This is a genomic window from Methylopila turkensis (assembly GCF_027922325.1).
Taxonomy (GTDB): domain Bacteria; phylum Pseudomonadota; class Alphaproteobacteria; order Rhizobiales; family Methylopilaceae; genus Methylopila; species Methylopila turkensis.
Window position 1 is genome coordinate 760792 of sequence record NZ_BSFL01000001.1, and the last position, 24994, is coordinate 785785.

The 24994-nt window shown below is 69.1% G+C and carries 22 protein-coding genes; 16 read left to right on the forward strand and 6 right to left on the reverse strand.

Annotated features, from left to right (window positions below):
* Window positions 1–105 precede the first annotated feature (105 nt).
* Both PKE78_RS03555 and PKE78_RS03560 read left to right on the forward strand, forming a co-directional pair.
* Window positions 106–1170, forward strand: coding sequence for a GSCFA domain-containing protein (locus tag PKE78_RS03555; RefSeq protein WP_271199462.1), 1065 nt, complete (start codon window positions 106–108; stop codon window positions 1168–1170).
* The gene (locus PKE78_RS03560) at window positions 1167–1934 is read left to right on the forward strand and encodes an SGNH/GDSL hydrolase family protein (RefSeq protein ID WP_271199463.1); all 768 of its coding nucleotides are present in this window, start codon (window positions 1167–1169) and stop codon (window positions 1932–1934) included. The genes PKE78_RS03555 and PKE78_RS03560 overlap by 4 nt, the downstream gene beginning before the upstream one ends.
* Window positions 1935–1959: 25 nt before the next feature.
* Here the strand turns inward: PKE78_RS03560 and PKE78_RS03565 are convergent, their stop codons facing one another.
* A complete protein-coding gene (locus tag PKE78_RS03565; protein WP_271199464.1) occupies window positions 1960–2943 on the reverse strand; it encodes a CorA family divalent cation transporter in 984 nt (327 codons plus the stop codon).
* A 95-nt stretch (window positions 2944–3038) separates the two neighbouring features.
* A complete protein-coding gene (locus PKE78_RS03570; protein WP_271199465.1) occupies window positions 3039–3728 on the reverse strand; it encodes a fumarylacetoacetate hydrolase family protein in 690 nt (229 codons plus the stop codon).
* A 124-nt stretch (window positions 3729–3852) separates the two neighbouring features.
* Between PKE78_RS03570 and PKE78_RS03575 the strand changes: the two genes are divergently transcribed.
* The 5 genes from PKE78_RS03575 to PKE78_RS03595 all read left to right on the forward strand — a co-directional run bounded on the left by PKE78_RS03575 (window position 3853) and on the right by PKE78_RS03595 (window position 10199).
* Window positions 3853–4608, forward strand: coding sequence for an SRPBCC family protein (locus tag PKE78_RS03575; protein ID WP_271199466.1), 756 nt, complete (start codon window positions 3853–3855; stop codon window positions 4606–4608).
* A 268-nt stretch (window positions 4609–4876) separates the two neighbouring features.
* Entirely contained in the window at window positions 4877–6382 is a 1506-nt protein-coding gene (locus PKE78_RS03580) for an amino acid permease (RefSeq protein ID WP_271199467.1), read from the forward strand.
* Window positions 6383–6589: 207 nt separating this feature from the next.
* Window positions 6590–7975, forward strand: coding sequence for an aldehyde dehydrogenase family protein (locus PKE78_RS03585; protein WP_271199468.1), 1386 nt, complete (start codon window positions 6590–6592; stop codon window positions 7973–7975).
* A 161-nt stretch (window positions 7976–8136) separates the two neighbouring features.
* Complete coding sequence (locus tag PKE78_RS03590; protein WP_271199469.1) at window positions 8137–9315, forward strand: iron-containing alcohol dehydrogenase; 1179 nt, start codon at window positions 8137–8139, stop codon at window positions 9313–9315.
* Window positions 9312–10199, forward strand: a complete 888-nt coding sequence (locus PKE78_RS03595; protein ID WP_271199470.1) for a type 1 glutamine amidotransferase — start codon at window positions 9312–9314, stop codon at window positions 10197–10199. Before PKE78_RS03590 ends, PKE78_RS03595 begins: the two co-directional genes overlap by 4 nt.
* Window positions 10200–10213: 14 nt before the next feature.
* Here PKE78_RS03595 and PKE78_RS03600 read toward each other — a convergent pair whose 3' ends face one another.
* Both PKE78_RS03600 and PKE78_RS03605 read right to left on the reverse strand, forming a co-directional pair.
* Window positions 10214–10987, reverse strand: a complete 774-nt coding sequence (locus tag PKE78_RS03600; RefSeq protein ID WP_271199471.1) for an ABC transporter permease — start codon at window positions 10985–10987, stop codon at window positions 10214–10216.
* Window positions 10984–11916 (reverse strand): ABC transporter ATP-binding protein, encoded by a 933-nt coding sequence (locus PKE78_RS03605; protein ID WP_271199472.1) that lies wholly within the window; start codon window positions 11914–11916, stop codon window positions 10984–10986. Before PKE78_RS03605 ends, PKE78_RS03600 begins: the two co-directional genes overlap by 4 nt.
* A gap of 399 nt (window positions 11917–12315) precedes the next feature.
* Here PKE78_RS03605 and PKE78_RS03610 point away from each other — a divergent pair, with 399 nt between their 5' ends.
* The 7 genes from PKE78_RS03610 to PKE78_RS03640 all read left to right on the forward strand — a co-directional run bounded on the left by PKE78_RS03610 (window position 12316) and on the right by PKE78_RS03640 (window position 21174).
* A complete protein-coding gene (locus PKE78_RS03610; protein ID WP_271199473.1) occupies window positions 12316–14619 on the forward strand; it encodes an FdhF/YdeP family oxidoreductase in 2304 nt (767 codons plus the stop codon).
* On the forward strand, window positions 14619–14939 hold the full coding sequence (locus PKE78_RS03615; protein WP_271199474.1) for a hypothetical protein: 321 nt from the start codon (window positions 14619–14621) through the stop codon (window positions 14937–14939). The genes PKE78_RS03610 and PKE78_RS03615 overlap by 1 nt, the downstream gene beginning before the upstream one ends.
* Before the next feature lie 784 nt (window positions 14940–15723).
* Complete coding sequence (locus PKE78_RS03620; protein ID WP_271199475.1) at window positions 15724–16500, forward strand: ABC transporter permease; 777 nt, start codon at window positions 15724–15726, stop codon at window positions 16498–16500.
* 50 nt (window positions 16501–16550) lie between these two features.
* Window positions 16551–17540 (forward strand): ABC transporter substrate-binding protein, encoded by a 990-nt coding sequence (locus PKE78_RS03625; RefSeq protein WP_271199476.1) that lies wholly within the window; start codon window positions 16551–16553, stop codon window positions 17538–17540.
* Window positions 17541–17558: 18 nt separating this feature from the next.
* Window positions 17559–18398: an ABC transporter ATP-binding protein gene (locus PKE78_RS03630; RefSeq protein WP_271199477.1), complete on the forward strand. Its 840-nt coding sequence runs from the start codon at window positions 17559–17561 to the stop codon at window positions 18396–18398.
* Between the two features lie 56 nt (window positions 18399–18454).
* Window positions 18455–20131, forward strand: a complete 1677-nt coding sequence (locus PKE78_RS03635) for a carbon-nitrogen hydrolase family protein (protein WP_271199478.1) — start codon at window positions 18455–18457, stop codon at window positions 20129–20131.
* Window positions 20132–20190: 59 nt separating this feature from the next.
* Window positions 20191–21174, forward strand: coding sequence for a LysR family transcriptional regulator (locus tag PKE78_RS03640; RefSeq protein WP_271199479.1), 984 nt, complete (start codon window positions 20191–20193; stop codon window positions 21172–21174).
* A gap of 7 nt (window positions 21175–21181) precedes the next feature.
* On the opposite strand, the gene PKE78_RS03645 is transcribed toward PKE78_RS03640, so the two are convergent.
* Complete coding sequence (locus PKE78_RS03645) at window positions 21182–21793, reverse strand: biliverdin-producing heme oxygenase (RefSeq protein WP_271199480.1); 612 nt, start codon at window positions 21791–21793, stop codon at window positions 21182–21184.
* A 377-nt stretch (window positions 21794–22170) separates the two neighbouring features.
* Between PKE78_RS03645 and ilvD the strand changes: the two genes are divergently transcribed.
* Window positions 22171–24018 carry a dihydroxy-acid dehydratase gene (gene ilvD / locus PKE78_RS03650; protein WP_271199481.1) on the forward strand — a complete coding sequence of 616 codons (1848 nt, stop codon included), beginning with the start codon at window positions 22171–22173 and terminating at the stop codon, window positions 24016–24018.
* Here the strand turns inward: ilvD and PKE78_RS03655 are convergent.
* Window positions 24006–24407 carry a group III truncated hemoglobin gene (locus PKE78_RS03655; RefSeq protein WP_271199482.1) on the reverse strand — a complete coding sequence of 134 codons (402 nt, stop codon included), beginning with the start codon at window positions 24405–24407 and terminating at the stop codon, window positions 24006–24008. The two genes, ilvD and PKE78_RS03655, sit on opposite strands and share 13 nt — an antisense overlap.
* Before the next feature lie 102 nt (window positions 24408–24509).
* Here PKE78_RS03655 and PKE78_RS03660 point away from each other — a divergent pair, with 102 nt between their 5' ends.
* Window positions 24510–24968: an Rrf2 family transcriptional regulator gene (locus PKE78_RS03660; RefSeq protein ID WP_271199483.1), complete on the forward strand. Its 459-nt coding sequence runs from the start codon at window positions 24510–24512 to the stop codon at window positions 24966–24968.
* The last annotated feature ends 26 nt before the right edge of the window (window positions 24969–24994 follow it).

Consider the following 24994-nt stretch of genomic DNA (forward strand, 5'->3'; position numbering starts at 1 on the left):
GGAGGGGCTCGCCCGTCGGCCGGCCCCTCCACGACGCCACGGCGATCGGCCTGCAGTCCAGGATAGGGATGCGCTTGAGAGATCGGTGACCTAATGTGCCGCGCGATGACCATCGCTGACGGCCGCCACCCCTACGACACGCTCCCCGACGACGCCTTCTGGCGGCTCGCGGTCGCGGCGAAGAGCCCATTCGAGCTGAACGCCATCTGGCGCCCGAAGGCGCCGCTCAGGCGCGACGCCATGGTCGCGACCGCGGGCTCGTGCTTCGCGCAGCACATCAGCCGCGCGCTGAAGCGCAGGGGCTTCGGCTGGCTCGACACGGAGCCAGCGCCGTTCGGCATGCCGCCGGACGTGGCGGAAAGCTTCGGCTACGGCGTGTTCAGCTTCCGCACCGGCAACATCTATTCGGCCGCCCTGCTGCGGCAGTGGCTGGACTGGGCGGCGGGAGACGCGGCCCCCTCGGACGAGCTCTGGCGCGACGACGACGGGCGCTGGTTCGATCCCTTCCGGCCCGCGATCCAGCCTGGCGGGTTTTCGGACGCCGACGATGTCCGCGCAGCGCGCGCGACCACGCTGCGCGCCATCCGCAGGGGCGTATCGTCGGCCGACGTGTTCCTGTTCACCCTCGGGCTGACCGAATGCTGGCAGGACGCCGGAACCGGCGAGGTCTTTCCGCTATGCCCCGGCGTCGCGGCCGGGCGCTACGATGCGCAGCGCCACATCCTTCGCAATTTCGGCTTCGAGCGCATCCGCGACGATCTGCAGGCGGCGATCGCCGTGCTCAAGCGCCTGAATCCGTCGATCCGCTTGATCCTGACGGTCTCGCCAGTGCCGCTGATCGCGACGGTCACGGGCGAACATGCGCTGGTCGCGAACACCTACACCAAGTCGACACTGCGCGCGGTCGCCGGAGAGCTCGCCGCCGGGGACCCGGCCGTCGACTACTTCCCGTCCTACGAGATGGTGGCGACCGCGCCGATGCGGGGCATGTTCTACAACCCGAACATGCGCACCATCACGCCCGCGGGCGTCGCCTTCGTGATGGAGGCGTTCTTCGCCGAGCAGGGCGCGGCGCCGGCGGAGCCGACGCCCTCCGCGCCGCCGCCTCCCGCTTCGCCGACCGCCAACGACCTCGCCTGTGAGGAAGAGCTGCTGGACGCGCCCCAATGACGGCCGACCTGTTCCTGTTCGGCTGCTCCCATGCGGGGCGGCTGCAGAAGGGCGCGGAGGTGATCGGGCTGCGCGTGGCCGGCGGCGCGCTGATGCGCGGCCGCCTCTGGGACGAGGACGCCTTCGCCTTTGACCCGTCCCGCGGGCTGAACTTCGCCGACCCGATGGCGCGCGCCCGGCTGAACGCCGCGCTCGCGGCGGCCGGCGCGAGCCGGCTCGAGGATGTGCGCCTTCCGATCGTGACCACGCTCGGCTTCCAGCTGGACCTCGTCCAGGACGAGATCAGCCGCCGCCACACGCTGGCGCGGGACCCGGACGACGCGCGCGACTTCATCACGATCGAAGCGCTCGGCGCCATTGTCGCGGCGCGGCGGGGGCCCCTGCTCGACCTGCTGGGCTGGCTCGCCGCCGGCGGGGCAACCGTCGTGCTCGTCGCGCCGCCCGCCCGCCATCCCGACGCGCCCCTCGCCGCGGCGCTGGAGGCGATCGTCGGGAGGGAAGCGGCGCGGCGCGGCGTCCGCGTGGTCTCGCCGCGGCCCTGGTCGACCGGGCCGGACGGCCGGCTGCGGCCCGAGTTCGAGGCGCGCAAGGACGGCGACACGGTCCACGGCAACGCCTATTTCGGCGCGCGCGCCATGGCGGAGGTCGCCGAGGCGCTCGGGCTTCCCGTGACGATCCCGGCGGAGAGCCTCGCCTCGGCGGACGCGTTCGACGCCTTCGCGCAGCGCAGCCGGAGGCTCGCGGCGCGCGCGTTCTCGGGCTGAGCGTAATGGGCGAACCGGATCGGCGTCAGATGATCCGCGCCCATTTCAGCACCGCGAAGGTGCCGGCGCCCGTCGCCGCCATCAGCGCCATGGTCCAGATGAAGCCGTGCGCCGACCCCACGCCCGGCAGCCCGCCCACATTCATGCCGAACACGCCGGTGACGAGCGTCATCGGCAGGAACATCGCGGTGAAGATCGAGAGCACGTAGAGGTTCCGGTTGGTGATCTCGGCCAGCCGCCCGGCGCGCTCGTCCTGAAGCTGGCGCGCGCGTTCCTGAGCCAGCTCCAGATCGTGGCCGACGGCGTCCAAACGCGTCACGGCGTCGCGAAGGTCGCTCGCGTCTTCGGCGCTCGCCCAGGCGGGAAGCCGCGCCAGCAGGCCGGCGAGCGCGATGCGCTGCGGCCCGAGATGACGCCGCAGGTGGGCGAACGTGCGCCGCGCTCGGCCGAGCGCGGCGCCGCCGTCCTTCACCCGATCGGCGAGCACGTCCGCCTCGACGTCGTCGAGCTCCTCGATCGTCTCCAACAGCGTACCCGAGAACGCGTCGGAGAGATGGTGCAGCAGCTCGACCAGCAGCGGCGCCGGGCGCCGCTCGCAGCGGTCGAGCTCGACCGAGCGGCGCAGGCGGTCGACCGCGCGGAGCGCGTTGCGGCGGGCGGTGACGAAGCGCCGATCGTCGAAGAACAGCCGCAGCGCGCCGATCCGGTTGGGATCGTCGGCGAAATCGTGGTGCAGGTCGCCCAGCACGCCCATGACGCCGTGCGGCCCGGCTTCGATGCGGATGTGGCGGTCGGAACCGAGCAGGATCTCCCGCGCGTCCTCCGGCAGGAGCTCGCAGGTCGCGAGCCACTGCTGCACGCGGGAATCGGAAGCGTCGAGATGCAGCCAGACGAAGCCGTCGGGGGCGGCGAGCGCGGCGTCCACGTCCTCCCACCGCAGGCGCGTCAGCGCGCCGTCGCCCGCGGTGCGGACGCCGTAGATCAGGCGCTTGTCGTCAATGACCAGCATGTCGGCCTCCGCTGCGGCGCCGGGCGTTCGCTCGATCGATACTTTCGGATCGTTACTCTTGATCCTGGACGTTGGGGCGAACGCCCCGGGATGCGTCAGCCGACGTCGAGCCGCAGCTCCCCGACGCCCTCGACCCGGCCCTCGAGCCGGTCGCCGCGCGCGACCGCGCCGACGCCGGACGGCGTGCCGGAGAAGATCAGGTCGCCCGGCGCAAGCTCGAAGTAGCGCGACAGATAGGCGATCATCTCCGGGACCTTCCAGATCATCTGGTCGAGGTCCCCGGTCTGCCGGCGGGCGCCGTTGACGTCGAGCGTGATCGCGCCGCGGTCGGGGTGGCCGATCTCGGCCGCGCGGGCGAGCGGACCGCAGGGCGCGGCGTGGTCGAACGCCTTGCCGATCTCCCACGGCCGCTGCAGCTTCTTGGCCTCGGCCTGCAGGTCGCGGCGGGTGAAGTCGACGCCCACGCCATAGCCGAAGACGAGCCCGAGCGCATCCGTCACCGCGACGTCGCGCCCTCCCCTCTCCAGCGCCACCACCATCTCGATCTCGTGGTGCACGTCGGAGGTCTCGGGCGGATAGGGGAACGTCGCGCCGTCCGGCAGCAGCGCGTCCGGGGTCTTGAGGAAGAAGAACGGCGGCTCGCGGTCCGGATCGTGGCCCATCTCGACGGCGTGGGCGGCGTAGTTGCGGCCGATGCAGTAGACGCGGCGGGCGGGAAACAGCTCCGAGCGGCCGAGCACGGCGACGGCCGGCTGCGGAGGCGGCGTGAAGACGTAGGCGGGCATGGCGGCTCCGGTCGCGGCGATGTGCTCAAGGCGCCCGGGCCCCGCCTCATGCGGCTGGACCGGCGCCCGTCGCCGGTTCTAGAACTGGCCCGACAAAAAAGCGAACAGGGTGCGGGACATCGTCATGGAGCTCACTGGATCCCATCGCATTCCGGCGCCCCGCGAGGTTGTGTGGGCCGGTCTGTGCGACCCCGAGGTCCTGCGCGCCAGCGTGCCCGGCTGCGAGGGCGTCGAGCGTTCGGCCGACGGGCTGAAGGGGAAGGTCGCGGCCAAGATCGGGCCGGTCAAGGCGCTGTTCGACGGCGAGGTGAAGGTCCACGAGCAGCTCCGGCCCGAGAGCTGCGTCCTGTCGGGCCAGGCGGCCGCGGGCGGAGCCGGCTTCGCCAAGGGCGGCGCCAAGATCGCGCTCACTGAAGACGGCGACGTCACGGTCGCGACCTACACGATCACGGCGGAGGTCGGCGGCAAGGTGGGCCAGCTCGGCTCGCGCCTCGTCGGCGGCGTGGCGCGGCAGCAGCTCGAAGCCTTCTTCGAAGCGTTCTCGCGCGAGATCGTCGCCCGTCCTCCAAGCGCGGAGACCGTGGTTCCGTCGGTGTCGGAAGCGCCGCCGATCGCCCACGAGGAGCCGGACGAGCGCGACGCCGCGCCCCAGACGCTGGAGGCTCCGCCGCTCGCCTCGGGCGTCGCGGCCTTCGCCCCGCCCCCGGCCCAACTCGCGCCCCAGCCTGCCGAGACGAAGCCGGAGACCGCGAAGGAGCCGCGCGAGCCGGTTTCGGCCGGCGCCTCGGTCGGCCGCATCCTGCTGGTCGCGGCCGTGGTCATCGCAATCGGGATCGCGGTCTATCATTTCGTGATCGCGGCGCCCCCGCCTCCGGTCTGAGCCCATATCGCGAGGCGCCGCCCCGCCTGCTCTTCACGAACCTGCCCTCGATCCGCACATTCCAACGCCGCCCGAGCCTATTTCTGCGCCGTGACGCATTTTGCGGCGTGATGACGCTCGTCCCGAGTTGACAGACGCCGCGCCCCACACGACGCTGACCTTGGTCACGACAGCGTGAGCTCTCCGTGATCGCGCGAGAAGGCTCGTCATCCCGCTTGGACACGAGCGCGTCGCGCGTCCGATCAATCGGCGCAACGGGAACAGCGGCATGGCCCAAGACGGGAAGCGCGGCGTCACCTACCAGACGGTGGACGCCGGATATTTCGAAAAGCGCGGACTGACGCGCTACGCCGGCGTGGCGAGCCTCTGGGCGCTCGGCGTCGGCGCCGTCATCTCCGGGCATTTTTCGGGATGGAACTTCGGCTTCGCCACCGGCGGCTGGGGCGGCATGCTGGTCGCCGGGATGATCATCGCGGTTATGTATCTCGGCCTGACCTTCTCGATCGCCGAGATGTCGGCGGCGCTGCCGCACACCGGCGCGGCCTATTCCTTCGCCCGCACGGCCATGGGCCCCTGGGGCGGCTTCTTCACCGGCTTGTGCGAAAACGTCGAATACGTCATCACGCCGGCGGTCGTCGTCACCTTCATCACCGGCTACGTCAACGCGATCTTCGGCTTCGATCCGGCCTACTCTCCGCTGGTCTGGGTCGCGTTCTACGTGCTCTTCGTGGCGCTCAACGTGTTCGGCCTGGAGCTGTCGTTCAAGGTGACGATGGCGTTCACGCTGATCTCGCTCGCGGTGCTTGTGTTCTTCTGGATCAGCGCCGTCCCGCACATGGACTTCTCGCGCTGGGCGCTGAACATCGCGGCCGGGCCGGACGGCGCGCCGGTGGAGCTGCCCGAAGGCGGCGGTTCGTACTTCCCCTTCGGGCTGTCGGGCGTGCTGGCTACGCTGCCCTTCGCGGTGTGGCTGTTCCTCGCGATCGAGCAGCTTCCGCTCGCCGCCGAAGAGTCGGTCGATCCGGCCCGCGACATGCCGAAGGGCATCATGCTGGGCATCGCGACCCTGATCGTCTCGGCCTTCATGATCGTGCTGCTGAACCCGTCGGTCGTGGGCGTCGGCTCGTTCCACCTCGCCACCTCGCTCGAGCCGCTGCTCGACGGCTTCAAGGCGATCTACGGCGACGGCGGCGTGGTGCTGCTCGGCGTCGTGGCCCTCACCGGCCTGATCGCGAGCTTCCACACCATCCTCTACGCCCAGGGACGCCAGATCTATTCGCTCTCGCGCGCCGGCTACTTCCCGCGCGGCCTGTCGGTGACGCACGCCTCCTACCGCACGCCCTACGTCGCGATGATCGTCGGCTCGGTCGTCGGACTCGGCGTGATGCTGATCATCTGGTTCGCGCTCGGCGCCGAGACCGGCGGAGCGACCATCGGCAGCGTGCTGCTCAACATGGCGGTGTCGGGGGCGATGTTCTCCTACATCGCGCAGGCGGTCTCCTACATCCTGCTTCGCAAGAACGCCGCCCACATCAAGCGGCCGTTCAAGAGCCCTCTCGGCGTGCCCGGCGCGGTCGCGACCATCGTGATCGCCGTCGTCACGCTGTTCTATCAGGTTCAGGATCCGAACTTCACCAAGGGGGTCCTGTGGGTGCTGGTATGGTTCGCGATCGCGACCGTCTACTTCGCGGTCTACGGCCGCCACAAGCTGGTGCTCTCGCCCGAGGAGGAGTTCGCGCTGTCCGGCGGCAGGGGCGAGTACAAGTCGCTCTGAATTAAGTCGGGCGGCCCGGACATCGGGCCGCCCGCGGAAGCGGACCGGCGAGCGACCGCGATCCGGTCGGTCGAGACGGCGGCGGCGCGGCGACAAACCCGCATGGGAAGCCTCGCGAGGATCGTGCTACGAGAGAGCGCCGCTTCCTGACAACGCTCCCGGCTCCCCGCGGCGGTCGCCCCTCGCGCCGGGTTCATGGGTGTCTCCATGACCGACCTCACCTGCATTTCCCCCATCGACGGCCGCGAAGTCGCCCGCCGGCCGATCGATCCGCCCGCCGCGGTGGCGGAGGCGGCGGCGGCGGCGAAACGCGCGCAGCAGGAATGGGCCGGCGTGCCCATCGCCGAACGCGGCGCGAAGATGCTCGCCTTCCTCGAGGCGCTGCTCGGCCTGAACCAGCAGATCGTCCCCGAACTTGCGCTGCAGATGGGCCGTCCCGTGCGCTATGGCGGCGAGATGCGCGGCGTCGAGGAGCGTATCCGCCACTGCGTCGCGACCGCCGAGAAGGCGCTCGCCCCGGTCACCCCCGAGCCAAAGCCGGGGTTCCGCCGCATGATCAAGCGCACGCCGATCGGCGTCGTGCTCGTCATCGCGCCGTGGAACTACCCGTTCCTCACCGCCGTCAACGCCATCGTTCCCGCGCTGATCGCCGGCAACGCGGTGTTGCTGAAGCACGCCAACCAGACGCTTCTGGCCGGCGAGCGCCTCCAGGAGGCCATGGACAAGGCCGGCCTGCCGAAGGGCCTGTTCCGCAACCTCTACCTCGGCCATGACGAGACCTCGGACCTGATCCGCTCGGGCATGATCGGCCACATCAACTTCACCGGCTCGGTCGGCGGCGGCCGGGCGATCGAGCGCGCCGCGGCCGGCACCTTCGCGAGCCTCGGCCTCGAGCTCGGCGGCAAGGACCCGGCTTACGTCCGCGAGGACGCCGAACTCGACTTCGCGATCGAAAACCTCGCCGACGGCGCGTTCTACAACTCCGGCCAGTGCTGCTGCGGGATCGAGCGCGTGTATGTGCACGAGCGCCATTACGACCGCTTCGTCGCGGGCGTGGTGGATCTGGCGGCGCAGTACAGGCTCGGCGACCCGCTCGACGACGCCACCACGCTCGGGCCGATGTCCGCGACCCGCTTCGCCGAGAACGTCCGCGCCCAGATCGCGGAGGCGGTCGCCCGCGGCGCCAAGGCGCATCTCGACCCGCGCGCCTTCCCCGCGGACAAGGCCGGCACGCCCTATCTCGCCCCGCAGGTGCTCACCAACGTCGACCACTCCATGAGCGTGATGATGGAGGAGAGCTTCGGCCCTGTGGTCGGGATCATGAAGGTCTCCGGTGACGAGGAGGCGCTGCGGCTGATGAACGACAGCCCCTACGGCCTCACCGCCTCGATCTGGACCCGGGACATCGACCTCGCCGAGGCGCTCGGCGACCGGATCGAGACCGGCACGGTGTTCATGAACCGCTGCGACTATCTCGATCCCGCGCTCGCCTGGACCGGCGTCAAGGACACCGGCCGCGGCGCCAGCCTGTCCGAGATCGGCTTTCACATGATGACGCGGCCGAAGAGCTATCACCTGCGCGAGATGACCTGAGGGTCCCCCTTGGCCGCAAGCAGCCGTAATGGTCCGGCGTGACCGGACCGTCCATCTCCGACGTCGAGCGCGACGCTGACGGTGGGTCATCCGGTCAAGCCGTAGGACGACGGTCGAGTTCATGAAAGCGCGCTTCGGCGCCGACTGCCGCGAGATCGCTCATGACCAGCCCCTTCACCGCCGCCTGGAACTACCCGACCCGCGTGCTCGTCGGCCCCGGCCGCGTCGCGGAGCTCGGCGACGCCTGCGCGCAAGCCGGGATCGCCCGGCCGCTGCTGGTGACGGACCCCGGCCTGATGAGCACGCCGCTTGTCGGCCGCGCCCTCGCGGCGCTCGAGGCGGCGGGGCGGCCGGCAACTGTGTTCTCGGAGGTGAAGGGCAACCCGACCGACGCCAATGTGGAGGCCGGGGTCGCGGCTTATTGTGCGGCGGGCGCGGACGGCGTGGTCGCCTTCGGCGGCGGCTCCGGGCTCGACGTCGGCAAGCTGGTCGCCTTTATGGCCGGCCAGACCCGGCCGATCTGGGACTTCGAGGACGTCGACGACTGGTGGACCCGCGCCGACGTCGCGGCGATCGCGCCGATCGTGGCGGTCCCCACCACCGCCGGCACCGGCTCGGAGGTCGGCCGCGCGGCGGTCGTCACCAACGAAGGCGCCCAGGAGAAGAAGATCATCTTCCACCCGAAGATGCAGCCGGCGGTCGTAATCCTCGATCCGGAGCTCACGGTCGGCCTGCCGCCGAAGCTCACGGCCTGGACCGGCTTCGACGCCCTCGCCCACTGTCTGGAGGCCTTTTCCGCCCCCGGCTTCCACCCGATGGCGGACGGCGTCGCCGTCAACGGCGCGCGGCTGATCAAGCGCTACCTCCCGCGCGCGGTCGTCGACGGCGGCGACATCGAGGCCCGCGTCAACATGCTCGCCGCCGCCAGCATGGGCGCGACCGCGTTCCAGAAGGGGCTCGGCGCGATCCACTCGCTGTCGCATCCGGTCGGAGCGCTCTACGACACACATCACGGCCTGACCAACGGCGTGATCATGCCCTACGTGCTGCTGGCGAACCGCCCCGCGATCGAGGAACGCTTCACCCATCTCGCGCGCTCGTTCGAGATCGACGGCGGTTTCGACGGTTTCATCGACTGGGTGCTGCGCTTCCGGGAGGAGCTCTACGTGCCGCATACGCTCGCCGAAATCGGCGTCGACGAGGACCGCGTCGACGAAATGGCGGAGAAGGCCGAACGCGATCCCTCGACCGGCGGCAATCCCCTGCCCTTCAAGGCGGCGCACTTCGCGAGGCTCTACCGCGCCGCGATCCGCGGCGACCTCGACGCGGCGCGGGCGTGACGCGCATGCGCCCGCTCCGCCTCCTCGTCGTCGAAGGCAACCCGAAGGCCATGCGCGAGCGGCACGCCGCCGTCTCCGGCCAGACGCCGAGCGCCTTCTACAGCGACGTCCTCACGCGGCTTACGGCGGCCGAGAAGCTCGAGGCCACGATCGACGTGTGCTATCCGGCGGACGAAGGCGCGAACCTGCCGGACGGAGCAGGCGTCGGATCCTACGACGGCGTCGTCATCACGGGGTCGGGGCTCAACCTCTGGAAGTCGGAGCGGGAATCGCTCGTGCAGGTGGATTTCGCCCGCACGATCTACGACGCCGGCGTGCCGTTCTTCGGCTCGTGCTGGGGCCTTCAGGTGGCCGCGGCCGCGGCCGGCGGCGAGGTGAAGCTCAACCGCCGCGGCCGCGAGATCGGCATCGCCCGCTCGATCCATCTCACCGACGCCGGCCGCGACCATGCGCTGCACGCCGGCCGCGCCCAGGTGTTCGACGCGCCCGCGATCCATTCCGACGAGGTCGCGGCCGTGCCGCCGGGGGCGACCGTCACTGCGGTCAACGACCTCTGCGCGGTGCAGGCGGCGGAGATCCGGCACGGCAACGGCGTGTTCTGGGGCGTCCAGTTCCACCCGGAATACACGTTCGCGGAGCTCGGCGGCATCCTGACCCGCTACACGCCGATCATGCTGGAGGAAGGCTTCTTCCGCGACGGCGCGGAGGCCGCGGCCTACATCGCCGACCTCGTGGCGCTCGACGCCGATCCCGACCGCAAGGACGTCGCCTGGCGGCTCGGCGTCGCGCCATCGGTGCTCGACCCGACGATCCGCCGCACCGAGCTCATCAACTGGATCACCCGCCAGGTGCTGCCGGCGGTCAGCGCGCGCACGCGCGGCTGAGCCTTTGGCCGCGTTCAGGGCTTCAGCCGGTACCCCGTCTTGAAGATCCAGCGGATCGCGACCAGGCAGACCAGCAGGAACGCCAGCGTCATCGCGAGGCTGATCTCCACGTTCACGTCGGCCTTGCCGTAGAAGCTCCAGCGGAAACCGCTGACGAGATATACGACCGGGTTGAACAGGCTGAGCGTGCGCCAGAACGGCGGCAGCATGTCGATCGAGTAGAAGCTGCCGCCGAGGAACGTCAGCGGCGTGATGATGAGCAGCGGGATCACCTGAAGCTGCTCGAACCCGTCGGCCCAGACGCCGATGATGAAGCCGAACAGCGAGAACGTGACAGCGGTCAGGACGAGGAAACCCATCATCCAGAACGGATGCTGGATCGACAGCGGCGTGAACAGCGAGGCGGTCGCGAGGATGATCAGGCCAATGACGATCGACTTGGTCGCCGCCGCGCCGACATAGGCGATGACGATCTCGAGATAGGACACCGGCGCCGACAGCACCTCGTAGATCGTGCCGGCGAAGCGCGGGAAGTAGATGCCGAACGACGCGTTCGCGACGCTTTGAGTCAGCAGCGACAGCATGATCAGGCCGGGCACGATGAACGCGCCGTAGGGCACGCCGTCGATCTCGTTCATGCGCTGGCCGATCGCCGCGCCGAAGACCACGAAGTAGAGCGAGGTCGACAGCACCGGCGAGATGACGCTCTGCATCACCGTCCGCAGCGCGCGCGCCATCTCGAAGTTGTAGATCGCGGCCACCGCGCGCAGATTGACGCCTCCGGTCACGACCGGCCTCCTCCATTCACGAGACCCACGAAAATGTCCTCGAGCGAAGATTGCGTCGTCCTGAGGTCGCGGAACTGGACGCCAGCAGCCGACAGTTCGGTCACGAGCGAGGCCACGTCCGCGCTTTCGCGCGTCGCGTCATAGACGTAAACAAGCTCCGAGCCGCCGGCCCGCAGCTCCAGCTTGTGGCGGCCGAGCGCCGCCGGGATCTCGGAAAGCGGCTCGCAGAGCTGGAGGATCAGCTCCTTGCGGCCGAGCTTCGCCATCAGCGCCGCTTTTTCCTCCACCAGGATCAGCTCGCCGCCGGTGATGACGCCGATACGATCGGCCATCTCCTCGGCTTCCTCGATGTAGTGGGTGGTGAGGATCACGGTGACGCCGGTCTCGCGCAGCTCGCGGATCAGCCGCCACATGTCGCGCCGGAGCTCCACGTCGACGCCCGCCGTCGGCTCGTCGAGGAACAGGAGCCGCGGCTCATGCGCCAGCGCCTTGGCGATCAGCACCCGGCGTTTCATGCCGCCGGACAGCGCCATGATGCGCTCGTCGCGCTTCTCCCACAGCGACAGGTCGCGCAGCAGCTTTTCGAGGTAGGCGGGGTTCTTCGGCTTGCCGAACAGTCCGCGGCTGAACGCCACGGTGTCCCACACGCTTTCGAAACGATCCGTCGAAAGCTCCTGCGGCACGAGGCCGATCAGCGAGCGGGCGGCGCGGTAGTCGCGCTCGATGTCGGCGCCGGCGACCATCACCGTTCCGTCGGTCCGGTTCACCAGACCGCAGACGATCGAGATCAGCGTCGTCTTGCCGGCGCCGTTCGGGCCGAGCAGCGCGAAGATTTCTCCGGTCTCGATCGCGAGGTCGACATGCTTCAGCGCCTGGAACCCGGACGCATAGGTCTTGGACAGACCCGAAATCTCAAGAATGGGGGACATTGCTCAAATTCAGCCGGCGATGGATGCGGCGCTGCGGTCCGTCAGACCGGGGCGGGTCCGCAATCTAGTCACTTCCCTCCCCGGTATGAAGGCACCTGAACGCGGTTTTCCTATTGCACCGCGGCATGATGCGATTTTCCTATCGCGCAATCGTAGTCAACGATGATTTGCAAGATGATGTCCGAATCCATATCGCCCGATCGGCGATATCGATAGTTTTCGAACCTCTAAGTCTGTTTTTAATTGTTATGAATTAAGCGCATGGCCGCCATGTCTTCATGTAAGGACAAATAAATCCGGCGCGTTTAGTTGCGCCGAAAGCGCCTCAGGGCTATCTCGGATCATATTCACTGCCGCGATCGCGCGGCTTCGGCGCTCTCACATGCACGGTCGAAGCACATGTCTCAGGCGGACGCGCCCCTCAAACGCTCTCACGCCGCCGGCGGCTGGGGCGCTCTTCGCAGCTGCGGAAAGCATTTGCTCAAGAGCGGGTCGGCGATCACCGGCGCGATCACGCTGCTGAAGGCCAATCAGTCCGACGGCTTCGACTGCCCGGGCTGCGCCTGGGGCGATCCGGAGCACGGCTCGTCGTTCGAGTTCTGCGAGAACGGCGTCAAGGCGGTGTCGTGGGAGGCGACCGCCCGCCGCGCTACCCCCGCTTTCTTCGCCGAGCATACGGTGAGCGCGCTGCGCGGCTGGACCGACTACGACCTCGAAAACGTCGGCCGCCTGACCGAGCCGATGCGCTACGATCCGGCGACCGACCGCTACGTCGCGGTCTCGTGGGACGAGGCGTTCACCGGGATCGCGGCAGAGCTCAACGCGCTCGACAGCCCGAACGAGGCCGAGTTCTACACCTCCGGCCGCGCCTCAAACGAGGCCGCCTATCTCTATCAGCTGTTCGCGCGCGCTTACGGCACCAACAACTTCCCCGACTGCTCGAACATGTGCCACGAGGCGTCGGGCGTCGGGCTGACGCAGGCGATCGGCGTCGGCAAGGGCACGGTCACGCTCGAGGACTTCCACCACGCCGACGCGATCATCGTGATCGGCCAGAACCCGGGCACCAACCACCCGCGCATGCTGGGCGACCTGCGCAAGGCGTCGATGCGCGGCGCGCGCGTCGCGGTGCTGAACCCGATCCGCGAGCGCGGCCTCGAACGCTTCGCCGACCCGCAGGACAAGATCGAGATGATCCGCGGCGGATCGACCTCGATCGCGACGCATTACCTCCAGCCGAAGCTCGGCGGCGACATGGCCGCGATCCGCGGCGTCGCGAAGATCGTGTTCGCGCGCGACGACGCCGCGCGCGCCGCCGGCCGCCCGTCGCTGCTGGACGAAGCCTTCATAGCCGAGCACACCGTCGGGCTCGACGCGTGGCGCGCGGAGGTCGAGGCGACCTCCTGGGGCGCGATCGAGGACCAGTCGGGCCTCACCTATGACCAGATCGCCACGCTCGCCGACGTCTATCTCGGCGGCGAACGCGTCATAGTCACCTGGGCGATGGGCGTGACCCAGCACAAGCACTCGGTCGCGACGGTGCGCGAGATCGCGAACCTGCTGTTCCTGCGCGGCCATGTCGGCCGCGAGGGCGCCGGCCTGTGCCCCGTGCGCGGCCATTCCAACGTGCAGGGCGACCGCACGGTCGGCATCAACGAGAACGCGCCGGAGTGGTTCCTGGCGGCGATCGAGCGGGAGTTCGGCTTCGCCGTTCCGCGGCAGCCCGGCCACAACGTGCTGCACGCCATCGGCGCCATGGTCGAGGGCCGCTCCAAGGCCTTCATCGGGCTCGGCGGGAACTTCCTGCGCGCCACCCCAGACACCGCCGTCGTCGAGCAGGCGCTGCGGAGCTGCCGCCTCACGGTCCAGATCGCGACCAAGCCGAACCTCGGCCACATGGCGGTGGGCAAGGTCGCCTATCTGCTGCCCTGCATGGGCCGCACCGAGATCGATCGCAACAGCGCGAAGAAGGCCCAGATCGTCACCGTCGAGGACTCGATGTCGATGGTCCACGGCTCGGGCGGCATCAACAAGCCGGCCTCGCCGCATCTGAAGTCCGAGGTCGGCGTCATCTGCGGCATCGCGGCGGCGACTGTCGGCTCGGGCCATGTGGACTGGGCCGCCATGGCCGAGGACTATGACCTGATCCGCGACAGCATCGCCCGCACCATTCCGGGCTTCGAGGACTACAACGTCCGCGTCCGCCAGCCGCGAGGCTTCCGGCTGCGCAACGCGGCGAGCGAGCGCGAATGGCTGACGCGGTCCGGCAAGGCGGAGTTCTCCGCGACGCCGCTGCCGGCCGAGATCGAGCACCAGAGCGCCCGCAGGCGCCCCGGCCAGTTCGTGCTGCAGACCGTCCGCAGCCACGACCAGTACAACACCACGATCTACGGCCTCGACGACCGCTACCGCGGCGTCTACGGCGAGCGCCGGGTGATCTTCATGAACCCGGACGACATCGCCGCCATGGGCTCGAAGCCCAACGCGCGCGTCGACGTGGTGGGCGACGCCGCCGACGGCCGCTCGCGGCGCGCCGAGGACTTTCGGCTCGTCGCCTACGACATCCCGCGCGGTTGCATCGCCGGCTACTATCCCGAGCTGAACGCGGTCGTGCCCTTCACCAAGGCCGGCGATCTCTCCGACACGCCGCTGTCGAAGTCCGTGCTGGTCTCGCTCGCGCCGCGCGCGGGAAAGGCCGCCTGATGACCGCGGTCGCCGAGGACGAACGCGCCTTCATGGCGGCGGTAGAGGCCATGGTGGAGGCCGCGCCGGGGCTGACGCCGCTGCACGCCGGCGTGCTGACCGCGCTCGGCGCCGGCGTCGCCGGAGACAGCCGCTCCTTCGCCAAAGTCTTCGGGCTCGCTCACGCCCTCGTCCTGCGCGCGGTGTCCGACCTCGCCGACGAGCTCGGCCTCGTGTCGGTCGCCGCGCGCGACGCCCGCACCCAGCGCGCGAAGCTCGCGCTCACCGAGGCCGGCCGCCGGCTCGTGGCCGCAGCGCCTGCGGCCGCGCGGCAGGGTTAACCTTTCCTTAAAATTTACATCTCATTAAGGATTACTCCCTATTCCCCGCCGCCTTCGGCTAAGCGAATTTGCCAACGGCGACTTCGGGGAATGGCGATGGCGATAGACAAGCTCACGGAGCTTTACGCGAACTCGGCGTATCGGTGCCGGGCGGAGCCCGACGTGCTGGGGGAAGTCCGCTCCATCGCCGCGACCGTCGTGCTCATGGCCGGAGCCGTGCTGAACCTCGCAGCTCCCTTCGCGATCGTCTGGATCGTCGTCGAGGCGGTCGGCTTCCGGTAGGGGCTCCCTAAGGGACTCCTCAGGATTTCCTCGCCGCTCTGCTTTTGATCGCCCGCGCTTCGTCCGCGCCTGCCGGAAAGCGCCATTATTGCGCAGTCTGGCTGGTAAGGCCCGAATCATCGTCCGAACGTGGTCCGCTTCAACGGACCGCGCTCGGTCCGGATCGTCTGACCGCGCTATGCCCCCAGCGCAATGCGCCCTCGCTATCCAGCCGGTCCTTCGATCGCCCCGGTCTCTCTCGATGAGCTTCAAGGTTCGAAAGACCTGAGGTGCCGCCGCCATGGGCGCCGGGCGCCTAAAACTGCATCGTTACTCTTCATCCGACGCCAAATGCCCGCGATGCCATGCGTTTTTGCACGATGACGTGCAACACTGGCCCTTTTATCCCCGACAGATCGGCACGATGATCCACGGAAGCTGAGATGTCCTCGCGACGTTTCGGCCCGCAGGACGCTCCGGCGCCATGACGGCGTCGTGTCGAAACGGATCGGGCCTCAACGCCATGAACTCTTTACTGTCGTCGACCAAGCTTCGAAAGACGCTTGAACTCGCCGTCGGTCCGCTGCTTCTGATCGCGATCTGGTGGATTGCGTTCAAGGGCGGCTACGTCAACAAGGATCTTCTTCCGTCGCCGTTCGAAACGATCGGCGAAACCGCGCGCCGGGTCGCGGCGGGCGAGCTGAACGAAGATTTCGGCCACACGCTGGCGCGCGTCGCCTACGCCATCGGGATCGCGGTGACGCTCGGGGTGCCGATCGGCATCGTGCTCGGCGCCAAGGCCGCGGTCTACCGCTCGGTCGAGTTCCTGATCGACTTCTTCCGGTCGACGCCCGCGACCGCGATGTTCCCGCTGTTCCTGCTGCTGTTCGGGCTCGGCGACGCCGCCAAGATCGCGGTGGCGGCCTTCGCGGCCTGGCTCGTCATCGTGTTCAACGTCGCCTACGGCGTGCTGAACGCGCGCCGGACGCGCATCCTCGCAGCGCAGTCCATGGGCGCCTCGTCGCTCAGGATTTTCCGCGACGTCATCTTCTTCGAGACGCTGCCGCAGACCTTCGTCGGCCTGCGCAACGCGGTGTCGATCGCGCTCGTGGTCATCATCGTCGCCGAGATGTTCATCGGAGCGACCGACGGCCTCGGGCACCGCATCATCGACGCCCAGATCTCCTACGAACTCGCCGACATGTACGGCTCGATCCTTGTCGCCGGCGCCATGGGCTACGGCCTCAACGTGCTGCTGCTCGTGCTCGAGCGCCGTCTGGTCCACTGGGCCGGGCGCTGAGCCTGGCCGCGCCTCTTTCTCCGCCTTCCGAACCCGAAGGAATCGACCGCATGCGCCATCTCGCAACCGCCCTCGCCGCAGGCGTCGCCCTTATCGCGTCGGCCGGCGCGGCCTCCGCCTGCGCCAGCATGGAGAAGGTCTCCGCGGCCTGGCTCCCGATCATGCAGACCACCGCCTATTACGTGGCGCTCGAAGAGAAGCTGTTCGAGAAGGCCTGCATCGAGGTCGTCTCCAACAAGATGGAGTCGCCGAACCACATCATCGACGCGCTGGTCGCCGGCCGCGCCGACTTCGGCCCTCCCGGAGCCGCCGCCGGCATCGCGATGGTGGCCGAGCACAAATTTCCCGGCACCTTCAAAGTGTTCGGCCTGCAGGGCGGCGGCATCAAGGTCGACCGCATCAACGACGGGCTGATCGTCAAGCCGGACAGCACGATCGCGAGCTTCGCCGATCTCAAGGGCAAGACCCTCGGGCATCTGCCGGGCATCCAGTGGCGCACCATCACCCGCCACATGGTGCGCTCCGCGGGCCTCGATCCGGACAAGGACGTGAAGCTCGTCGACCTCGCGGTCGCGATGCAGGTGCCGGCGGTCGTCGGCGGCACCGCCGACGCGACGCTGTCGCTCGAGCCGGTCGGCTCGATCGCGGTCGCCTCCGGCAAGGCCAAGCGCGCCATGACCAACCCGGTCGAGGCCGTGATCGCCGACCCGTTCTATTCCGGCGCCTCGCTCATCACCACGAAGTTCCTGAAGGAGCGGCCGGCGGTCGCGCGCAAGGTGGTCGAGATCATCGATCAGGCGACGGACATGGTGAACGCCGATTTCGCCAAGTACCGGGCGGTGCTTCCCAAATACACCGCGATCCGCGCGGAGCAGCTGGAGCTCGTCGCGCAGCCTTACCTCCGCGGCTTCAAGGACCTGAACGACGTCGACGCCGCCTCCTACCAGGCGCTGGTGGACGTCTTCTCCAAGGAGGGCGTGCTGCCGGCCTCCGTGGACGTGAAGACCAAGCTGCTGACCGCAGCCGACCTCGGCAGCTGAGTGACCCGGGAGGCCGCCTTGGGCCAGATCCACGCTTTGAGACCGACGGAAGGCCCGCCCGCGGAAGCGGCCCCTGCCCCCGTCCCGCGCCGCGGCAAGCTGACGATCCGCGGCCTGTCGAAGAGCTTCAACGGAGCCGTCGTCTATGACGGCTTCGACCTCGACCTGCCGCTCGGCTCCTTCATCTCGATCTTCGGGCCGAACGGCTGCGGCAAGAGCACCCTGATCAACATGATCTCGGGGCTCGCGCCGATGGACGCAGGCCAGGCGCTCTACGACGGCCGCACCATCGGCGAGACCAACATCTCCTATGTCTTCCAGAACTACCGGGAGGCGCTGTTTCCGTGGATCCGTTCGATCGACAACATCCTTTACCCGCTGAAGGTGATGGGCGTGCCGAGGGCGGAGCGAAAGCGGCGGGTCGAGGCTCTGCTCGCCGAGTTCGACGTCAAGTTCGACCTCGCCGCCTACCCCTACACGCTGTCGGGCGGCCAGCAGCAGACGGTGTCGATCCTCCGCGCGTTGGTGACCGAGCCGGAGGTGCTGTTCCTCGACGAGCCGTTCTCCGCGCTGGACTATGAAATGACGCTGTTCATGCGCGAGCAGCTTCAGAAGATCTTCATGAAGCGCAGCATCACCACGCTGCTGGTGTCGCACGACCTCGAAGAAGCGATCCAGCTCGCCGACAAGCTGGTGCTGCTGAGCCGGCGGCCGACGCGCGTGGCGGAGATTGTCGACATCGCCCTGCCCTGGCCGCGCGACGGCGCCGCCACCACCAGCGAGGAGTTCACGGCGCTGAAGCGGCGCTGCCTCGACACGTTCTGGCGCGAGGTGAAAGCCGCGCCCGAGCCAAGCTGACCTCAGGCTGACGAAGGGCCGACGCGGCCCGCAGACATCTTACGGAGACCAATCCCATGACGAAGCGACGCTTTCGCGCCGCGGCGGTGCAGACGCTCGCGCGCCTCGGCGACTACGACCACAACATCTCGCTCGCGACCTCCTATGTGGAGGAGGCGGTGCGGCAGGGCTGCGAGCTCATCGTGTTCCCGGAGTGCATGGACACGGGCTACCTGTTCGACTCGGCCCAGCACGCCCGCGACCTTGCGGAGACGGTGACGGACGGCCCGTTCGTGAAGGCGCTGTCGGCGCTTGCGGCGAAGCACGGCGTCTACATCGCGAGCGGCATCACGGAATGGGACCCGGCGAAGAACAAGATCTTCAACTCCGGCGTCATGTTCGGGCGCAAGGGCGAGCTCGCCTGCCACTACCACAAGCAGTTCCTCGCCACCCACGACCAGAACTGGTTCGCCTTCGGCGAGCGCGGCTGCCCTGTGGTCGACACCGATCTCGGCCGCATCGGCCTGCTGATCTGCTTCGACGGCCGCATCCCCGAGATCTTCCGCGCCATGACGCTGCAGGGCGCCGAGATCATCGTCGACATGGCGAACTTCTTCGCCATGGATCAGGCCGACATGTGGGGCCCGGCCCGCGCCTATGAGAACGGCGTGTGGCTTGTCGCCGCCACCAAGGCCGGGCACGAGCGCTCGATCTACTACCCCGGCGGAAGCATGATCGTGGACCCGAAGGGCCGCGTCGCCGCCAAGGTCCCGTACGACACACACGGCATGGCGGTGGCCGACGTCGATCCGGATATGGCGGCGGACAAGTCGATCTACGCCGCGGACGACAAGATCGCGGGCCGCCGGCCGGAGACCTACGGCGCGCTTGCGCTGCCTTACGAGCAGACCCCGGTCTACGGGATCGCCGACCAGCCGCTGGTGCCGTCGCGCAGCGTGACCAAGGTGGCCGCCGTGCAGATGCACATGACGGCGGACGCAGCCAACGCGGACGCTGTGTTCGAGATGGTGGACCACACCGCGAAGCTCGGCGCCAAGGTGCTGATCCTGCCGGAATACGCCTTCAGCCCGACCTGGCTGCCGAACGCCGAGGAGGCGGCGCTCCAGGCGGAGTCGACGCCTGCGATCCTGGCGCGGCTGGCGGGGATCGCCAAGCGCTACGGCTGCCTGATCGGGGCGCCGATGGTGGAGCGGGAGGGCGACCGGCTCTACGCCGCGACCGTCCTGATCGGGCCTGACGGCGCGGAGATCGGGCGCTACCGCAAGACCCACCTCACCGCCGAGGAGAAGCGCTGGGCGACCGCCGGCGACGCGTACCCCGTGTTCGACACGCCGTTCGGACGCATCGGCGTGATGTCGGGCTTCGACGCGGTCTTCCCCGAAACCTCGCGCTGCCTCGGCGTCGGCGCCGCCGACATCGTGCTGTGGCCGGCGGCGCTGAGGGAGCCGTTCGAGCGCGAACTGCTCGCCGTGCCGCGGGCCGAAGACAATCGCGTCGCGCTCGCGCTCGCGAACCGGGTCGACAGCCCCTACCCCGGCGGCAGCATGGTGGTTCCGCCGACCGGCTTCCCGCTGTGGGACGTCAACGTCGTCGCCCCGCGCTCGCTCACGCTCGGCGCGGTCATGCCCCGCCACGTCGACCTCGCCGTCTGCCGGCAGAAGATGATGATCCCGAAGGTCGACATGTTCGCGAACCGCCTGACCGACACCTACGCGCCGCTCGTCGCGGCCTGACGCCGGCAGGACAGGGAGCCGATCCGGCGGCGGGGTGCGCCGCCGGATCGGTAGTGATCATGGCTTTCGCGACAGCTACAGTTCCGTCCTTCGCGACGAAGCACGGAGACCGCGTCATGGCGGCGGTGAAGGCGCAGCCCCGCTACGACTGGAACGACATCGTCTACTTCCTCGCCGTGGCGCGGCAGAAGAACCTGGCGCGCGCCGCGAAGGCGCTGAAGGTCGACCACACCACCGTCGGACGCCGCATCCGCGAGCTCGAGCGCAGCCTCGGCGCCAGCCTTTTCAAGCGCAGCCGCACAGGCTTCACCCTGACCGAGACCGGCCTGCGCCTGCTGCAGCACGCGGAGGGCATGGAGAACCAGGCGAACGCCTTGACGGAGGCGGTCGGCGCGGGCGGCGACGCCGGCGGCGCCGTGCGCATCGCCACCATGGAAGGCATGGGCAGCCTCTACCTCACCACCTGCTTCGGGGCGTTCCGCAGGCAGTATCCCGGCATCCAGATCGAGCTGATCACCGACACGCGCACGCTCGACCTGACGCGCCGGGAAGCGGAGGTGTTCGTGAGCTTCAACCGACCGGTCGGGCGGCGGCTCTCGACCCGCAAGATCGGCGAATTCCGGGTCTCGCTCTATGCGGCCGAGGCGTATTTCGCGGACCGTCCGCGCCCGACCTCCGCTCGGGACCTCGACGAACACGACTTCATCGACTTCATCGACGAGTACATACACGTCCGCGAGAACCGCTGGCTGTCGGACATCTTCCGCCCGGCGCATGTGGGCTTCCGCAGCACGAGCCTGATCGCTCAATATGTCAGCGCTTCGTCCGGCCAGGGCATCGCGATGCTGCCGAGCTTCGTCGCGGCCCATAATCCGGCGCTGATCCCGGTGCTGCCGGAGCTGTCCACCGTCCGGGACGTCTGGCTGTCGGTGCACGAGGACCTTGTGCACATCGCGCGCATCAAGGCGGTGGCGGGCTTTCTCGAAAAGCGCCTCGCGGCCGACCGCGGCTTCCTGCTCGGCGAGACGGCGCCGCGCGGGTGAGCGATCGTTAGCCGAACGACGCCCGCACGAGCGCCTGAACGCGCGCGAACGCGGCTTCCGCGCCGGCGACCGCGCGCGTGGTCCCGTCCGCGTCGAGCGGAACAGCGTCGAGGGCGGCGGCGAAAACGCGCCAGTTGAGACCGCGGCCGTCCGGCGCCGGCGCGAGGTGACGTGCGCCGAACTCGGTGGAGAGGCCGAGCTTCGCCGCCTCCTTCAGCAGGAAGGCCGCGCCGAGGTTCGACCCTTCGGCGACGTAGAGCCAGCCCAGCGCCTCGGCGTCGTCGAACGGCGCGCCGGCCGGAAAGGCGGGGCCGTCGGCCGAAGCCGGAGTCTCAACCCCAAGATCCGCGAGATCGCTCTCGATCGCCGCCAGCCGGCTGCGCGCGGAGAGGTCCGGCAGCAGTCGGCCGAGATCGGGATCGGCGTAGAGCGCCTCGATGTCGGCGTGGAAGGCCTGCTGGACCGCGAGGAATCGGCCGTAGCGCGCGCGATCGGCGAAGGGGGCCCCGGCCATGATCGACCGGTCGAGGCGCTGGTGGGCCGCCGCCGTGCCGTCTTTCAGACGACGAGAGAGGCCAGCCTCTTCGACAGTAGGCTCGAGGGCGGCGTGCAGGCTCATGGGTCGATGTCCGTCGTGGGGCCGGCAGAGCCGGCAAGGCCTGACGCCGGCGCGGCACGATCGAGATAGTGGCGATCGCTCAGATTCACCAGAGTTTTGACGGCGGGCGGCCATCGGACCGACCGGACGCGCCAGGACGAACCGCCTACGAAGCGCCGGGTCGCTCCCCTGACGTTGGTGCCTCGACGAGACCTTCGCTCCGGCGACGCAGCGAACAGAACGCCCGCTCACCCCCGAGGCTCAGGCCTCGCCACGACCGCGGCCGCAGGGCTGACCGTCGAAGGAGAGGTTGGACGGCGCAGCGATAAGGCGCCAAAAGCTCGGAAAACGGCCGGTGCGCGCCAGCGTCCGGCTCTTGAGCCGTTCCGAGGATCGCCATGCCCGCCTACCGCTCCCGCACCACGACCCATGGCCGCAACATGGCCGGCGCCCGCGGGCTTTGGCGCGCGACCGGCATGAAGGACAGCGACTTCGGCAAGCCGATCATCGCGGTGGTGAACTCCTTCACCCAGTTCGTGCCGGGCCACGTCCACCTGAAGGACCTCGGCCAGCTGGTCGCGCGCGAGATTGAGAAGGCTGGTGGCGTCGCGAAGGAGTTCAACACCATCGCGGTCGACGACGGCATCGCGATGGGCCACGACGGCATGCTCTACAGTCTGCCCTCGCGCGAGTTGATCGCCGACAGTGTCGAATACATGGTCAACGCGCATTGCGCGGACGCCATGGTCTGCATCTCGAACTGCGACAAGATCACCCCCGGCATGCTGCTGGCGTCGCTCCGGCTGAACATTCCGAGCGTGTTCGTCTCCGGCGGTCCGATGGAGGCCGGCAAGGTCGTCCTTAAGGGCAAGGAGGTCGCGCTCGACCTCGTCGACGCCATGGTCGCGGCAGCCGACGACCGGATCCCGGAAGAAGACGTCGCGAAGATCGAGCGCTCCGCCTGCCCGACCTGCGGCTCCTGCTCCGGCATGTTCACCGCGAACTCGATGAACTGCCTCACCGAGGCGCTCGGCCTGTCGCTGCCCGGCAACGGCTCGACGCTCGCGACCCACGCCGACCGCGAGCGCCTGTTCGTGGAGGCCGGACACCTGATCGTCGACATCGCCCGCCGCTGGTATGAGAACGACGACGAGGCCGTGCTGCCGCGAAAGGTCGCGAGCTTCAAGGCGTTCGAGAACGCCATGAGCCTCGACATCGCCATGGGCGGCTCGACCAACACCGTGCTGCATCTGCTCGCCGCCTCCCACGAGGGCGAGGTCGGCTTCACGATGGAGGACATCGACCGGCTGTCCCGCAAGGTGCCGGTGCTGTGCAAGGTCGCGCCCGCGAAGTCGGACGTGCACATGGAGGATGTGCACCGCGCCGGCGGCGTGATGGGCATCCTCGGCGAGCTCGACCGCGCCGGCCTGCTGCACCGCGACCTGCCGACCGTGCACAGCGCCACCATCGGCGACGCGCTCGACCGCTGGGACGTCGCGGTCACCACCAGCGAGGCGGTGAAGACCTTCTTCCGGGCGGCACCGGGCGGCGTGCCGACCCAGACCGCGTTCAGCCAGGACCGCCGCTGGGACGACGTCGACATCGATCGGGAGCACGGCGTCATCCGCAGCGCGGCCCACGCCTTCAGCCAGGACGGCGGCCTCGCGGTGCTGACCGGCGACCTCGCGCTCGACGGCTGCATCGTGAAGACGGCCGGCGTCGACGAGTCGATCCTGAAGTTCTCCGGCCCGGCGAAGGTGTTCGAGAGCCAGGACGACGCGGTCAGCGGCATCCTCACCGGCAAGGTGGTCGCGGGCGAGGTGGTCGTCATCCGCTACGAGGGTCCGCGCGGCGGCCCCGGCATGCAGGAGATGCTCTACCCCACGAGCTACCTGAAATCGAAGGGCTTGGGCAAAGCCTGCGCGCTCGTCACCGACGGCCGCTTCTCCGGCGGGTCGTCCGGGCTCTCGATCGGCCACGTCTCGCCGGAAGCGGCGGAAGGCGGCCTGATCGCGCTCGTCGAGGACGGCGACATGGTCGAAATCGACATCCCGGGCCGGTCGATCCGGCTGGCGGTCGAGCCTTCCGTGATCGCCGCCCGCCGCGCGGCCGAGATCGCCCGCGGCGCCGACGCCTGGAAACCGAGGGCGCGCAAGCGCAAGGTCTCCGCCGCGCTGAAGGCCTACGCCGCCTTCACCACCAGCGCCGCCCGCGGCGCCGTTCGCGACGTCGATCAGGCGCGCTGAGGCTCGGGCCCCGAGGGTGCGCCTTCGGGCCGGAACAGCAGGCCGGCCTGAAGGCTGACCGCGATGCGGCCGGCTCGGGCGTCGAGTTCGGCCGCGATCTCCGGCGGGAAGCGCTCCGCCGCGGTCGCGCGCCAAAGCGCAAGCCAGCGCGCGAACAGCGCAGGCTCGAGCCGATCGCGCAGCTTCAGATGCGCCGCGAACGGATTGCCCTTGTAGCGCCCGCTTCCCAGCATGACCGAAGACCAGAACGCGCCGAGCCGCTCCAGATGCTCCGTCCAGTCTTCCACGTGGCCTTCGAACAGCGGACCGAGCTCCGGGTCGCTCCGGACTCGGGCGTAGAACGCCTCGACCAGCCCAAGAAGCTCGGCTTCCGTCGGTTGACCGCTCATGGCCGCGCTCTAAAGATATATTTCTTGTACATCTTTTCTGCTTAGGTCGCACGGTTCGAACATGCAAACCAAACGCGCTGTCGCGGACGGCGGCCGAACGTCATGCGCCTGACCCGCTACACCGACTACGCCATCCGCACGCTCGCCTATCTGGCCGCGCGGCCGGAGCGGCTGTCGTCGATCGCGGAGGTCGCCGCCGCCTACGGCGTTTCGCAGAACCATCTGATGAAGGTGGTCCACGAACTCGCCAAGGCCGGCTACGTCGAAACCGTGCGCGGCCGCTCCGGCGGCATGCGGCTGGCGAAGCCGGCCGAAGCGATCACCGTCGGCGAGATCGTCCGTCTGACCGAGGACGGATTCGATCTCGTCGACTGCGGCTCCTGCCCGATCAACGGCGTCTGCGGCGTGCAAGGCGCGCTCGCGGAAGCCACGCGCGCTTTCCTGGCGGTGCTGGACCGTCACTCCTTCGCCGCCGCGGCCAGTGGCGGGGCGGCTCTGCGGATGGCGCTCGACCGACTGCCCCGGCTGCGCGCCGCCGACTGCGCCGCGCAGGACGCCTGAGCCGTACGGCTCTGAAAACCTGAGAA

What these genes read in the sequence shown, in the direction of transcription:
- PKE78_RS03555 (WP_271199462.1), top strand. Translation starts at nt 106, where the DNA reads ATGACCATCGCTGACGGCCGCCACCCCTACGACACGCTCCCCGACGAC.
- PKE78_RS03560 (WP_271199463.1), top strand. Translation starts at nt 1,167, where the DNA reads ATGACGGCCGACCTGTTCCTGTTCGGCTGCTCCCATGCGGGGCGGCTG.
- PKE78_RS03565 (WP_271199464.1), bottom strand. Translation starts at nt 2,943, where the DNA reads ATGCTGGTCATTGACGACAAGCGCCTGATCTACGGCGTCCGCACCGCG.
- PKE78_RS03570 (WP_271199465.1), bottom strand. Translation starts at nt 3,728, where the DNA reads ATGCCCGCCTACGTCTTCACGCCGCCTCCGCAGCCGGCCGTCGCCGTG.
- PKE78_RS03575 (WP_271199466.1), top strand. Translation starts at nt 3,853, where the DNA reads ATGGAGCTCACTGGATCCCATCGCATTCCGGCGCCCCGCGAGGTTGTG.
- PKE78_RS03580 (WP_271199467.1), top strand. Translation starts at nt 4,877, where the DNA reads ATGGCCCAAGACGGGAAGCGCGGCGTCACCTACCAGACGGTGGACGCC.
- PKE78_RS03585 (WP_271199468.1), top strand. Translation starts at nt 6,590, where the DNA reads ATGACCGACCTCACCTGCATTTCCCCCATCGACGGCCGCGAAGTCGCC.
- PKE78_RS03590 (WP_271199469.1), top strand. Translation starts at nt 8,137, where the DNA reads ATGACCAGCCCCTTCACCGCCGCCTGGAACTACCCGACCCGCGTGCTC.
- PKE78_RS03605 (WP_271199472.1), bottom strand. Translation starts at nt 11,916, where the DNA reads ATGTCCCCCATTCTTGAGATTTCGGGTCTGTCCAAGACCTATGCGTCC.
- PKE78_RS03610 (WP_271199473.1), top strand. Translation starts at nt 12,316, where the DNA reads ATGTCTCAGGCGGACGCGCCCCTCAAACGCTCTCACGCCGCCGGCGGC.
- PKE78_RS03615 (WP_271199474.1), top strand. Translation starts at nt 14,619, where the DNA reads ATGACCGCGGTCGCCGAGGACGAACGCGCCTTCATGGCGGCGGTAGAG.
- PKE78_RS03620 (WP_271199475.1), top strand. Translation starts at nt 15,724, where the DNA reads ATGAACTCTTTACTGTCGTCGACCAAGCTTCGAAAGACGCTTGAACTC.
- PKE78_RS03625 (WP_271199476.1), top strand. Translation starts at nt 16,551, where the DNA reads ATGCGCCATCTCGCAACCGCCCTCGCCGCAGGCGTCGCCCTTATCGCG.
- PKE78_RS03635 (WP_271199478.1), top strand. Translation starts at nt 18,455, where the DNA reads ATGACGAAGCGACGCTTTCGCGCCGCGGCGGTGCAGACGCTCGCGCGC.
- PKE78_RS03640 (WP_271199479.1), top strand. Translation starts at nt 20,191, where the DNA reads ATGGCTTTCGCGACAGCTACAGTTCCGTCCTTCGCGACGAAGCACGGA.
- PKE78_RS03645 (WP_271199480.1), bottom strand. Translation starts at nt 21,793, where the DNA reads ATGAGCCTGCACGCCGCCCTCGAGCCTACTGTCGAAGAGGCTGGCCTC.
- ilvD (WP_271199481.1), top strand. Translation starts at nt 22,171, where the DNA reads ATGCCCGCCTACCGCTCCCGCACCACGACCCATGGCCGCAACATGGCC.
- PKE78_RS03655 (WP_271199482.1), bottom strand. Translation starts at nt 24,407, where the DNA reads ATGAGCGGTCAACCGACGGAAGCCGAGCTTCTTGGGCTGGTCGAGGCG.
- PKE78_RS03660 (WP_271199483.1), top strand. Translation starts at nt 24,510, where the DNA reads ATGCGCCTGACCCGCTACACCGACTACGCCATCCGCACGCTCGCCTAT.